The organism is Psychrilyobacter atlanticus DSM 19335, from assembly GCF_000426625.1.
Classification (GTDB): domain Bacteria; phylum Fusobacteriota; class Fusobacteriia; order Fusobacteriales; family Fusobacteriaceae; genus Psychrilyobacter; species Psychrilyobacter atlanticus.
This window is the reverse complement of sequence record NZ_KE384548.1, coordinates 794900-808624: the sequence shown is the minus strand read 5'-3', so window position 1 is coordinate 808624 and position 13725 is coordinate 794900. Positions and strand designations below refer to the sequence as shown.

The following is a 13725-nucleotide window of genomic DNA, read 5'->3' as shown; positions in this document are numbered from 1 at the left end:
CCCAAAGAAAAGCAAGTCTTTTTTTTAATAAAGTTGTAATTTTTTATACTTATAACTCTAAAGATATATGTCTAAAAGATTCAAAATCAAATAAACCACGATCAGTTAATTTTATTTCCGGGATAACTGGGAGGGCTAAAAAAGCTAGGTTCATTAATGGGTCTAATTCTCTATTTACTCCATATTTATAAGCTGAGTCTAAGATTTTTTTTACTTTCAGTGCAACCTCTTCTCCGGGAAGTTGTGTCATAATACCTCCTATTTCGAGAGGAATGGAATATATTATTTTTTTATTATGAACTAAACAAAGACCTCCTTGAATTCTTTTAATCTCCTCAACAGCGAGATTAATATCTTCATCTGAATCTCCTATAACTACTAGATTGTGGGAGTCATGAGAGATTGTAGATGCTATAGCGCCTTTAAAATCACCAAAATTCTTAACTAGACCTTTTCCGATATTTCCTGTTCCATGATGACGTTCAATTACAAATAACTTTAAAATGTCTGGGTTATTTCTTGTTTTAAATTCTCCATCTTCTAAAATTATTTGAGAAACAGTTTTTTTAGTGAGTAAACTTCCAGGGATAAGCTCAATTAGGTTTACTTTTTCATCCTTTGAAAGTATTTTTAGATCCTTTTTATCTATATTGATATTTACAGTGGAGAGTAAACTTTTGTCTATATAGGTATTTTGGATTTTCACCTCATCTATACCGTTATAGATTTCTCTGCCGCCTTTATAGGTTTTTAATACTTTGAAGTCAACGAGATCCTGGAAAATAACTAAATCGGCTTTATAGCCAGGAGCTATAGCTCCTAATTTACTTAAACCATAGCATTTTGCAGTATTTATAGTTGCCATTTGGACAGCAGTAATGGGATCTATATTTAATTTCACTAATTTTTTTAAGAGGTGGTCTATATGTCCCTGTCTGATCAGAGTTTCTGGATGAGAATCATCTGTACACAGGCAGCACCATCTTGCAAGGGAGAGGTTAGTAGAAACACCATTAGCTAAGGCTTCTAAATTTTTAGCTCCTGATCCCTCTCTCATCAATACATAAATTCCGTTTCTTATTTTATCTAATAATTCCTTGTAGGTTTCAGATTCATGATCGGTGGATACACCTATTCCTGCGTAGGTACGAATATCTTTGGCCTTCATATTCGGTGCATGACCATCGATAATTTTATTATTTTTCTGAGCTAGATCTAATTTTTTTAAAACCGCAGGATCTTTTTTTAAAATCCCTGGGAAATCCATAAATTCTGCCAGACCCAAAACTCTTTTATGGTGAATAAGTTTTTTTAGATCATCTGCTCCTAAAATAGCCCCTGAAGATTCAAAGGTCGTAGCAGGAACACAGGATGGGAGGTTGATAAAAACATTTAAGGGAATGTTTTCAGTGGCTTTTAACATATATTCTATACCTTTCATCCCAGAAACGTTAGCTATCTCATGAGGATCAGCTATAATAGTCGTAGTCCCTCGGGGGAGGATTAAATTTGCCATATTTTCAGGGGTCAGCATGGAGGATTCTATATGAACATGGGCATCCATTAGACCTGGTGAAATATAGGCACCATAAAGATCTATCTCAGAAATTCCAGAGAAATCACCGATTCCTACGATCTGGTCTCCATGGACAGCTAAGTCCCCCTCTATAATTTCATGACTGAATACATTTATAATTTTTGCATTTTTAAAAACTAGATCCGATTTTTTTCTCTTAGTTAAAACATCTATAAATTCAGATAAGTTATTCATAATAACCTCCTTCAATGAAAATAACATGTAGTTGTATGAATTTTGAAATAATAAAAAAAGCCAATTCTAAAGTAAAGTTACTACTTAATAAATTGGCTTTTTTTATGAAATTTCCTTTAAATTAATTCTGCTTTAATCTCTTTTCCGATATCTTCACCCTCAGTTTTGGCAATAATCAGGGTGCAGACAGCGTCTCCAGTTATGTTTACAGCAGTTCTATTCATATCTATTATCCTATCTACTCCCATGATAAGAGCTATTCCTTCGATAGGAAGACCAACTTGGGTAAGGACCATTGAAAGCATTATTGGACCAGCTCCTGGAACACCTGCTGTACCTATAGATGCCAGTGTAGCAGTTAAAATAACCATCATATAATCACCCATATCTAATTGAATCCCATAAGCAGTAGCTATAAATACCACAGCGACCCCCTGCATAATAGAAGTTCCGTCCATATTAATAGAAGCTCCAAGGGGTATTGTAAATGAACTTGTAGATTTTGAAACACCAAATTTTTCCCTAAGGATCTCTAAGTTAACAGGTATAGTGGCTCCACTGCTTGATGTAGAAAATGCTACAGAGATAGCAGGAATGAATTTTTTTATAAATACAATTGGATTTATTTTAGCTACCAGGCATAAAAGGCCTTGATATGTAATTAAAACATGGATTAATAGTGCTAAAAGTGTAGTTCCTATATATTTAAATAGAGGAATCATAGCTTGATATCCCAGTGTAGAAAATGTTGTAGCAATAAGGCAGAAGACACCAATGGGAGCGAACTGCATAATAAGGTTTACTAATTCTAAAATTAGATCATTAGATTGATCAAATAGATCTTTTATCTTACTGACTTTATCTCCTAAGATAGTCAATCCCATACCTGTAAGAAGGGCAAAGAATATTACTTGTAACATATTTCCCTTTGCCATGGCTGATATAGGGTTAGATGGCACAATATCGATTAAGACATCTACAAAAGATTTAGATTCGCTGACAACAGTATCACTTTTACTGATATTTTCAATTACTAAACCATTTCCTGGGTCTATTATGTTAGCTAAGACAAGGGCTATAGTTATTGCAATAGCTGTTGTAAATAGATAAAAACTTAAAGTTTTTATTCCAATTCTTCCAAGTTTTTTTGTATCGCCTATTGCAGAACTTCCCACTGTTAAAGAAATGAATACTAGGGGAACTACCAGCATTTTAATTGATTTAATAAATACAGAACCACCTAATTTAAGGAAAAATCCAATTATATAGTGTTCTACAAATGGTATATTCTTTAAGGGAAATAACAGCAAACCAACTATTATTCCACCTATTAAACTGATTAAAATTTTACTTGTTAACGTCATTTTTTTCATACTTCCACACTCCTATTGATATTATATGTAATTTTGTTAATTTCTATCAAACTTAATACTGTATGATTATACTAAAAAACAACAATTAATAAAAATATCTAAATAGTATTGTATTGATATGAAAAAAGTATAAGTTTGGTAAGAGAATCCTAATTTTTAATAGTTTAATATTTTTTTATAAAAAAAAGGAGGTTTTTAAACCTCCAAGAATTAATTATAAATATTTTATATTTTTTACGGAATTAAAGTAATTGTAAAAAGAAATTTAAAAAATTATATTTTAATATATATTAAATCAATTAATAGACATAAAAAAAATTATAGCAGCTATAGTTAAAATTTCATACCTTGTACCCGCCATAATTTTATTTAATACTAGTAATAGTCCCAGTTATCACGCACCCAATTTTTAATCTCTTCCTGTTTTTTTAGATCAGATGGCAAAAATTTATAGATCATTTTTTCAATCTTTCTTCTGCTGCCTCTGTCTCCTAATTTCCATATTTCTGTCATTTTTTCTATAAGGTAAAGGACCTCATAACCTTCTTTTTTATCAAATATTGTAGAATCTAATTTCCCTGTTACTTTTGGATCTCCCTCGGCATAAGTTTTCCATGAGTAATCTTTATAAATCATACTCGACTTATTATGCACATTCATATTAGTACTCCTTTTCAATTAATGTTATGATAGCCTCCTAAATTTACAGTATTTAATCAAAAATGTCAATATAATTAATTTATAATTAATGGTGAAATAATTCATTTGATAGATATTCGATAATTCATTGATTTTTTATATAGAAAGAGATTAGAGGAACTTTGCTATCTTAAAAAAGCTAAAGGGTAATAAAAAAAGGGATATTAATTATTAATATCCCTTTTTTAGTTAATGTAATTTAAATTATTTTAATAATAATTTACTATACTATTTCTATTTCTTTATCGGAAGAAATATTCAATTCTTCCCCTTCTGTTTTTGCTATGATTAGAGTACATACAGCATCTCCTGTTATGTTTACAGCTGTTCTAGTCATATCTAAAATTCTATCTACACCCATTATAAGAGCAATTCCTTCGATTGGTAGTCCAACCTGAGTTAATACCATTGACAGCATGATCAGTCCTACTCCAGGAACGCCGGCTGTACCTATAGATGCTAGTGTAGCTGTTAAGATTACTGCTATATAGTCACCCATTGTTAAATCAACGCCGTATACAGAAGCAATAAATACTACTGCAACTCCCTGCATGATAGCAGTTCCGTCCATATTGATAGTAGCTCCTAGTGGTATTGTAAATGAACTAACACTTTTAGATACTCCAAATTCCTCTTGAACTGTTTCTAAAGTAACAGGAAGTGTAGCCCCACTACTAGATGTAGAGAACGCTACAGAGATAGCAGGTAAAAATTTCTTTAAAAAAGTCAATGGATTCATCTTAACCGTAGCAACTAAAAGGCCTTGGTAAGTGAATAAACCGTGGATAAATAAAGCTCCAACTACTGTAAGCATATATTTTAACAGCGGTACCATTGCCGTATATCCAAGAGATGAAAATGTTTTAGCAATAAGACAAAACACACCAAATGGAGCAACTTTCATAATAAGGTTAACCATCTCTAAAACAAGGTCATTGGCTTGGTCAAATAGATCTTTTACTTTGCTGACTTTATCACCTAAGATAGTCAATCCAGCCCCTGTTAAAAGTGCAAAAGCTATAATTTGCAGCATATTTCCTTTAGCCATGGATGCTATAGGGTTAGATGGTATTATATCAATAAGTACATCTACAAATGGTTTTGAACTTTTGATGGTTTTGGTAGTTTTTTGAATACTGTCAGCGGACAGTCCTGCTCCTGGGTTAATTACATTTGCCAGAGTAAGGGCTATAACAATCGCTACAGCTGTAGTAAATAGGTAAAAGCTTAAAGTTTTCACTCCTATTCTTCCTAATTTTTTAATATCTCCCATGGCTGAACTTCCCACAGTCAACGAAACAAAGACCAATGGAACTACCATCATCTTAATGGCATTTATAAATACCGATCCTCCCAGTTTTAGGAAAAATCCGATAATGTAATTTGCTACAAAGGGAACCTCTCTCATTGGGTATAAAATCAATCCTAATATTATCCCACTAATTAATCCAATAAAAATTTTTGTTGTTAAAGTCATTTTTTTCATCCTACCACACTCCCATAAAATAATATTAAATTTTGCTATTCAGTCGTAGCAAAAGATTTTAAGTATATAAATAAATAATTAAACTTATAAAGTAGTATATAATTTATATATGGAAATGTCAAATTTTAGGATCTTTGTTTATTTTGTAAAGATATTTATGAGTGGGTTTTCTAATAATTTATCAACATATGCTTTCTTACCTAAACTTCCTAAAATTTCGCTATAACTTGGGTGGGGGAAGATAACCGATGAAAATTTATCCAGAGTAAGGTGGTTTTCTGCTGCTATTTGAAATGAGGAGATCATCTCTCCTGCTCTTTCGGCTAAGAGTTTTACTTCTAATATTTCTTTTTTGTGGTTAGTCTCTACTCTCATCTCAAAAATATCATCTTTTTTTGTTATAGTTCTCTCGGAGTCACTCCGTCCATAGGAATATATCTTAGTTCCCTTTCTCTTTGGATCGGGGAGTCCTCGAGATGCCAGTTCAGGAGAGGTAAATGTACACCAGCTTATATTAGAATAATCCACCTTTTTTTTCAGAGGTAAAAACATATTTTTAACTGCCAAAATTCCTTGATAATTAGCCATATGTGAAAACTGATATGGACCTGCTACGTCTCCTACACCATAGATATTATGTATATTTGTCCTTAGATAATCGTCTACTTCTAACCCCTTTCGATTATATTTTAATCCCAATTCATCCAATCCAAGATCTTCTATATTTGGAACTCTCCCGATAGAAACCAGAAGAGCTTCAGCTTCAATTTTTTTTGCTTCTCCATTAGTTTCCACATTGAGAGTAATGATCCCTTCATTCTGAGTCACAGAGGAAGCAGTGGTATTGACATGGATATTGACTCCTTCTTTTATTAAAGTTTTGGACAAAATATTTACTAATTCTTCATTTTCACGATTAAAAATCCGAGAAGATCTTTCTATTATGTGAACTTTTGTCCCCAATCTGTTTAAGCATTGAGCCATCTCTACTCCTATAGCTCCTCCACCTAAAATTATCATGGATTTAGGAAGGTTTTCTAATTGAAAAAGGTTTTTATTGGTCAGGTAATCTATCTTATCCAGTCCCTCTAAAGGGGGGATGAATGGAGAAGTACCAGTGGAGATAACTATGTTTTTTCCATGATATTCTACCCCGTCTATCGATACAATTTTTGGTTCTATCAGTTTAATTGATTTTCCTTGTTTGAATGTTATTCCATCGTTAGCTAAGACTTCTGGAGATTCATGGGAATAGACCTCGTCTATCACACCTCTGACATCTCTCATAACTTTCGCAGTATCTACCTCTATAGATGAATACTTTTTGGCTGTATGAACATCCTTAGCTATGTTTATAAGGGCTTTACTAGGCATACATCCTGACCAAGTACAAGTCCCTCCTGGTAAACCCTTATCTACTAAGAGAATTTTTTTTCTCAATCCGTTAGCTGTATATGCACAGGTTAGTCCTGCAGCTCCGGCTCCTATTATTATTAAGTCATACATAGTTTTACCTCCAAGTGTTAAGTTTTAGTTTATTTTAATAGATAAAGGAAAAAGTTACAATTTATATATAAGTAATAAAAGGTCTTAATATTCAACTATAATTATTTCCTGTTGAATATATTACTGGAGAGGTCAATTAAATCCTTTAAAATTTAAATTGTTGAAAGGTTTTACAGATATAGTATTATAGAAAATATTGTGATAAAATGTATCTTTACAAAGCAGAAAAAGTGGAGGACAGATGAAATCTGAAATAAAAAAAATATTGATACCTGGAATTATATTATTTTTAATATTTTTTATAGGTGTTTTTGGATATATATATATAGAAAACTACAATTTAATAGATGCACTATACATGACCTCTATTACCCTTTCTACAGTAGGATTTGGAGAGGTTCAGGCACTCAGCCCTAATGGGAAAATCTTTACATCGATCCTGATATTCTCTGGAATAACTGTAGTTGTTTATACATTGGGAAATATTACTAAATTTTTTATTGAAGGGGAACTAAGATCTTATTTGAGGTGGAGAAAAATGGATAAAAAAATAGCTAAATTAAATGACCACTATATAGTATGTGGGGCTGGTAGAACCGGAACTAAGATTATAAGCGATTTTTTAAAAAAAGATCTAAATTTTGTAGTTGTGGAAAATGATGAAAAGACTATTGAAAAACTAAAGGAGATATATAGGGAAAAAATACTCTATGTAATAGGAGATGCAACTAAAGATGAAACCCTCCTCCAGGCCAATGTAAAAAGTGCTAAAGTATTGATATCGGTATTATCAACAGACGCTGACAATCTTTTTTTAACCCTTACTACAAAAGATTTGAATGAAAAAATACAGGTGATTACAAGGGCTGTAGATGCAAGCAGTGAAAAAAAATTAAAGAGAGGGGGAGCTGATTTTATAATCTCGCCTTTTGAGATAGCTGCTGATAGAATAATTGCCACAGCTACACAGACTAATTTAATTAGTTTCGTAGATGTTTTTAGTAAAAAATCAAAGATAGAGGGATTAACATTTGAACTGGTTGAGATAAAAAAAGGATCCCAGCTGGAGAACACAACTTTGATGAAAGCAAAGATACCTGCTAAAACCAATCTAATAGTTATTGGTCACGAAGTGGATGGAATCATGAAGATAAACCCTATGTCCCATGAGTTACTCAGAAAGAATGAAAAATTATTGGTGCTGGGGACAAAGGATCAAATAAAAAAATTAATAGAGATAGCTTCGAATTAATGACTTGAGGAGAGTTTATGTATTATTTAATAGGTATATTTATATTCTATACAGTATTTGTTATAACAGGCAGCAGAAAACAGAGGATGAAAATCAAGATAAAAAGAACTATAACTTATAAGAATGTTAACATCATTCCTGAAAGTAAAAGTGAGGAGAATTTGGAATCTTTGGAGGATCTGACCCTTGAAAGTAAAAATTTTATTGTTCAGAGTTTAAAGATAAAGAGTAAAAACGTAGATGAAGAGATGGCATATTTAGCAGTAGTACCCAAATCTTATACTCCTGAAAAAAGTTATCCAGTGCTTTACTTGCTTCATGGGTTACGGGATAATGCCCATGACTGGATAGAAAAAGGAAGGCTTTTGGATAACTTTGAACTTCTACTGGAGAAAAAAGATATAGGGAAGATGATAATTATCCTTCCTAATTCAGGATTTTGCGGTGAATCTTGGTATAGTGATTTTAAAAAAGTAAAAAATAAAAAATATGAATCATATTTTATAGATGAATTGATGTTAGATGTTAAAAATAGATTTAATGTAGACAATGCCGGGATATCTGGGTTTTCTATGGGGGGATATGGTGCTTTTAAATTAGGCTTAAAGCATCTGGAGTTATTTAAAGTGATTGGTAGTTTTGCAGGAGCTGTCAGCCTGGTAAGACTTACTATCAATAAGAGGATAACGAGAATAGTTAAGTTTATCTACTTGCCTGAATTTTTGTTTAAAGATCAGGATAAGGAGAGGTTTATTAATATATTCGGATCGTGGGGAAAGGGAATTATCAAAGAAGACCCCTATACTCTTATAAAACAATTGGATACTACAAAACAACAGGGAAAACATTTTTATCTTTCAGTTGGTTCGGAAGATAAAGAGCCTTATTATATGGTTCACCAATGGGTAGACATGGTAGGAAGGATAAAAAGATTCAACCTTCCTTTTGAAGCTTATATCTATAAAGGTGAAACTCATACTTGGGATTATATAGCCAAGGATATAGGCAGGTTTTTAAAGTATAGCTGGAAATATTTAAAATAGAATTTCTTATGAAATTCTATTTTTTTTATTATCCAGGAAATGATACTACTTAGTGGAATCAATAAAATACTACAAAAGTATCACCAAAGTATCATAAATTCACGATGTGAATTAAGAAATTTGAGATAAATACTATTATATAATTTAAGATCCTTGAGATAATAGTTTATCTTTTAGACATAGAAATTTACGATAAAATTTATTGAAAAATTAAAATTTATGAAAAAATTTATTAAAATGTTAGAATTTCTTGTGATTTTTTTATTCGAATTTAAGAATAACTGTTGAAATCATGGACTTAATGTTGTATACTCAGATATAGACAACAAAATAGGAGGTGAATAAACTTTAAATATAAATATTTAAAGTTTAAACAACATGAAAAAAATATTATTATTATTATCAGTTTTACTCTTCGTTATATCTTGTGGAAAGAAAGAATCTGAAGTTACAGCTGAAAAAACAGGTCAAACTTTGACATTCTACGCAGGATTACAGGAAGATCATGCAGCAATGGTTGCTAAGGAATTTGAAAAAGAGACAGGAATTGAGACAAATTTTGTAAGAATGAGTAGTGGAGAAGTTTTGGCTAGATTAAAAGCAGAAAGAAATAACATGTCTGCGTCTGTATGGTACGGCGGACCTTTAGATGCGTTTGTAGCAGCAAAGGAAGCTGATTTAATCGAACCATATATGTCTCCTGAAGCGGCTAATATTAAAGAGGGATTAAAAGGACCTGAAGGATACTGGACAGGAATATATGTAGGATATTTAGGATTTGTTGGAAACCAGCAAATGTTAGATGAAAAAGGATTAAAAATGCCTACATCATGGGCAGATCTATTAAAACCTGAGTATAAGGGAGAGATCGTAGTAGCTCATCCTGGGTCATCAGGAACTGCTTATACAATGTTAGCTACTCTAGTTCAGCTTATGGGTGAAGATGAAGCTATGGAATATTTGAAAAAATTTAACGGGCAGGTTAGACAATACACTAAATCTGGTACTGCTCCAGGAAGAATGGCAGGACAAGGGGAAACAACAATTGGAATAACATTCTTACATGACGCAATAAAATATAAAAAAGAAGGATATAAAGATATCGTAATCTCTGCACCGTCTGAAGGAACAGGATACGAAATTGGTGGAGTGGCACTATTGAAAAATGGACCAGATCAAGAAACAGCTAAAAAATTCATTGACTGGGTATTAACTAAAAGAGTTCAAGAAATGGGACAAACAGTAGGATCGTTCCAATTTTTAACTAATAAAGATGCAATGCCGCCATCAGAAGCAGACCCAATAAAAAATACAAAATTAATTAAATATGATTTTGATTGGGCAGGAAAAAATAGAATAAGATTAGTGGAAAGATTTAGTACTGAGACAAGTACTACAGCCCCAAAAAAATAATTAAGATACTTCCCTTAGTTCTTTGGCTAAGGGAAGTCTTTATATAAAGGGAAATTGGAGGAACTTATGAACAACCTTAAATTAAAAATAAATCAAGAATTAAAACATATGAAAAAATTAACGAATGATCCGACATTATTTTTAACAATAATATTTTCATTGATAGTTGTGTCTTTCTTTGTACTGGTACCACTTTACAATGTATTGAAGGAAAGTTTCACTTTTAAAGATGTATTTAGTTTTGAAAATTATAAAAATGCTTTTGGAAGAAGTGGAAATGTCGCGATAATTTTAAATACTTTAAAATTAGGTTTTATAACTGCAACATTATCGCTGATTATTGGATTTTTCTTTGCATATAGTACGTCTTATATGAAGATTAAAGGGAAAAAAATATTTGATTTTATAGCAATGCTGCCTATTATATCACCCCCTTTTGTTGTAGCATTATCAGCAATATTATTATTTGGAAGACAGGGGCTTATCACCCGTGGGATTTTAGGAATTAAAGATTTTGAAATCTATGGATTTCATGGATTAGTCTTAGTACAGGTTTTAAGTTTTTTTCCAATAGCATATTTAATGTTAGTTGGTTTATTACAGGGGATCGATCCATCTGTAGAGGAAGCCTCTAGAGATTTAGGAGCATCTAAACTAAAAGTATTTACAAGTGTAACATTTCCATTGGTTATTCCAGGGATAGCAAATGCTTTTTTATTAGTTTTTATACAATCTATTGCAGATTTTGCCAACCCTGTAGTAATTGGTGGAAATTTCACAACAATTTCTGTAAAAATTTACCAGGAAGGGATAGGGAATTTCCAATTGGGAATAGCAACTGCTCTTGCAATGATACTGCTTTCAATGTCTATCTCGATGTTTGTAGTACAAAGATTTTATATAAATAAGAAATCTTATATAACTGTAACTGGAAAGGTTTCCAGAGCAAGGGACTTAATAAAGGATAAAGCGGTAACAATACCTGTATTTATAACTTTAATTACCCTTACTTTATTTGTAATATTGATGTATATCTTGATCCCTATAGGGTCATTTGTAAAATTATGGGGAATTAATTACACTCCTACCCTAGATCACTATAAGTATATTTTTGATTTTGGTATGGATCCTATAATACAGACTACTGTATTAGCAATAATAGCAACTATAATAACGAGTATTTTCTCTATGGTTCTTGCGTTTTTAATTGTAAGGAAAAAATTCATAGGGAAAACATTTATAGAGTTTACAACGATTATGGCTCTAGCTATCCCTGGGACAATAATAGGTCTAGGATATGTAATCAGTTATAATATTACTTATAAGATACCATTTACAAATATAACATTGATACCGCCCCTTACAGGAACGGCACTTATTATTGTTATAGCCTTTATCATCAGAAGTTTACCTGTAGGAGTTAGAAGTGGAATGAGTTCCCTTCAACAAATTGACCCTTCTATAGAAGAAGCAGCGAGTATATTAGGAGCTTCAAGTAGTAAAGTTTTTTCAAGTGTAACTATACCAATGATAAAAGAAGCGTTTTTCAGTGGATTGATCTATTCATTTGCAAGAAGTATGACCTTGGTTAGTACGATTATCTTTTTAATATCGGCTAAATGGAAGTTATTGACACCAACAGTAATGGATAATATAGATACTGGAAGGATAGGAATAGCATCGGCTTATTGTACAATATTAATCATAATCGTATCGACGGTAATGATAGCTATGAAAATTTTCATCTCAAAAATAGGTGTAAAAAATAAAGCAAATTAGGGGAGTATTTTAATGAAAGAATCTAAAAGAGTAGAGATAAAGAATTTAACAAAAACATTTATATCAGGGAAAAATAAAGTAAAGGCAGTTAATGATATTAATTTAATTGTAGAACCTGGGGAATTTATATGTTTATTAGGGCCTTCTGGATGTGGAAAAACAACGATGCTTAGAATGTTGGCAGGATTTGAAATACCTACTTCAGGAAGTATATTTATAGGGGATAAAGATGTAGCAAACCTTACTCCAGATAAGAGAGATACTGCCATGGTATTTCAAAACTATGCACTATTTCCACATATGAATGTATATGATAATATTGCATATGGACTTAAAATACAAAAAAAATCTAAAAAAGAAATAGATGAAAGAGTAAACAAAATTTTAAAATTAATGAAGATGGAAACCTTTGCTGAGAGAACACCTTCGGAGATGTCTGGGGGACAGCAGCAGAGGGTATCCCTTGCAAGAGCATTGATCATGAATTCAGGGGTATTATTATTTGATGAACCGCTGTCAAATTTAGATGCTAAATTAAGATTGCACATGAGAGATGAGATCAGAAAACTTCAGCAGGATGTTGGGATAACTTCAATCTATGTAACACATGATCAGGCAGAAGCCATGTCATTGTCTGATAAGGTAGTAATAATGAAGGATGGAGAGATAATGCAGGTAGGATCTCCAATAGAAATATATCAAAAACCAAACAGTGAATTTATTGCTAAGTTTATAGGGAGAGCCAATATTTTAAAAGCGACAATAGTTTCAAAAGAGGATGGAAAGACAAAAATAAAATTATTAGATTCTGAATATATAGTAGCTGGTGAAGCTGACTATGGTGTAGGAGAGGTTGTAGAAGTAGTGATAAGACCTGAATCTATTAAATTTAATTCGGATAAGCATCACGGAGAAGTTATAAAAAGTGTCTTTATGGGAGAGAACCATGAATATGAAATTATGGTAGAAGATGAAAAAATTGAGGTATCTTTAAATAATCCTCACGGAAAAGAGATTAGAAAAGTCGGAGAAAAGTTAACCTTTGTTTTTGATGAAGAGTCAATACACATAATATAAGAAATAAGAGAGGAGATTATATAATCTCCTCTTTTTTTATTGTATAGAGAAAGGTAGAAATATTAGGTGAATTAGTGGTGGATAAATTTTGATTATACCTAATTGGATGCAACGTCACGTTGCTTTTTTCATTGACTCAATAATTAAAAAAATAAAGATATTGAGATCTAATCTTAAAAAAATTTGATATTTTTTTTCACTTACTATAGAAGTTTTCTAAAAATAAACTTAAATTATGGTTAAAAAAACAACAAAAAATAGTTTGTTTTTCTATTTTTTTGAGGTATAGTTATATTGAAACATGTTAAGGCACTTAACTTTTTTAT

At 31.7% G+C, this 13725-nt stretch carries 10 protein-coding genes; 5 read left to right on the top strand and 5 right to left on the bottom strand.

All coding sequences use genetic code 11. The features are described 5' to 3' along the window. Positions 1 to 49: 49 nt before the first annotated feature. The 5 genes from ade to K337_RS0115630 all read right to left on the bottom strand — a co-directional run bounded on the left by ade (position 50) and on the right by K337_RS0115630 (position 6835). Positions 50 to 1771 carry an adenine deaminase gene (gene ade / locus K337_RS0115650; RefSeq protein ID WP_028857429.1) on the bottom strand — a complete coding sequence of 574 codons (1722 nt, stop codon included), beginning with the start codon at positions 1769 to 1771 and terminating at the stop codon, positions 50 to 52. Positions 1772 to 1887: 116 nt separating this feature from the next. Next, positions 1888 to 3144: a dicarboxylate/amino acid:cation symporter gene (locus K337_RS0115645; RefSeq protein WP_028857428.1), complete on the bottom strand. Its 1257-nt coding sequence runs from the start codon at positions 3142 to 3144 to the stop codon at positions 1888 to 1890. Between the two features lie 375 nt (positions 3145 to 3519). After that, positions 3520 to 3780 (bottom strand): hypothetical protein, encoded by a 261-nt coding sequence (locus tag K337_RS0115640; protein WP_169712897.1) that lies wholly within the window; start codon positions 3778 to 3780, stop codon positions 3520 to 3522. A 286-nt stretch (positions 3781 to 4066) separates the two neighbouring features. Then, the gene (locus tag K337_RS0115635; protein ID WP_028857426.1) at positions 4067 to 5329 is read right to left on the bottom strand and encodes a dicarboxylate/amino acid:cation symporter; all 1263 of its coding nucleotides are present in this window, start codon (positions 5327 to 5329) and stop codon (positions 4067 to 4069) included. A 138-nt stretch (positions 5330 to 5467) separates the two neighbouring features. Then, positions 5468 to 6835, bottom strand: coding sequence for a dihydrolipoyl dehydrogenase family protein (locus K337_RS0115630; RefSeq protein WP_028857425.1), 1368 nt, complete (start codon positions 6833 to 6835; stop codon positions 5468 to 5470). A gap of 241 nt (positions 6836 to 7076) precedes the next feature. Between K337_RS0115630 and K337_RS0115625 the strand changes: the two genes are divergently transcribed. From K337_RS0115625 to K337_RS0115605, 5 genes are all read left to right on the top strand, one after another. Beyond that, positions 7077 to 8087, top strand: coding sequence for a potassium channel family protein (locus tag K337_RS0115625; RefSeq protein ID WP_051251834.1), 1011 nt, complete (start codon positions 7077 to 7079; stop codon positions 8085 to 8087). A 17-nt stretch (positions 8088 to 8104) separates the two neighbouring features. Continuing rightward, entirely contained in the window at positions 8105 to 9130 is a 1026-nt protein-coding gene (locus K337_RS0115620; RefSeq protein WP_028857423.1) for an alpha/beta hydrolase, read from the top strand. Positions 9131 to 9508: 378 nt separating this feature from the next. Then, positions 9509 to 10543 carry an ABC transporter substrate-binding protein gene (locus K337_RS0115615; RefSeq protein ID WP_028857422.1) on the top strand — a complete coding sequence of 345 codons (1035 nt, stop codon included), beginning with the start codon at positions 9509 to 9511 and terminating at the stop codon, positions 10541 to 10543. 66 nt (positions 10544 to 10609) lie between these two features. Then, entirely contained in the window at positions 10610 to 12322 is a 1713-nt protein-coding gene (locus K337_RS0115610) for an ABC transporter permease (RefSeq protein WP_028857421.1), read from the top strand. A gap of 12 nt (positions 12323 to 12334) precedes the next feature. Further along, positions 12335 to 13399 (top strand): ABC transporter ATP-binding protein, encoded by a 1065-nt coding sequence (locus K337_RS0115605; RefSeq protein ID WP_028857420.1) that lies wholly within the window; start codon positions 12335 to 12337, stop codon positions 13397 to 13399. The last annotated feature ends 326 nt before the right edge of the window (positions 13400 to 13725 follow it).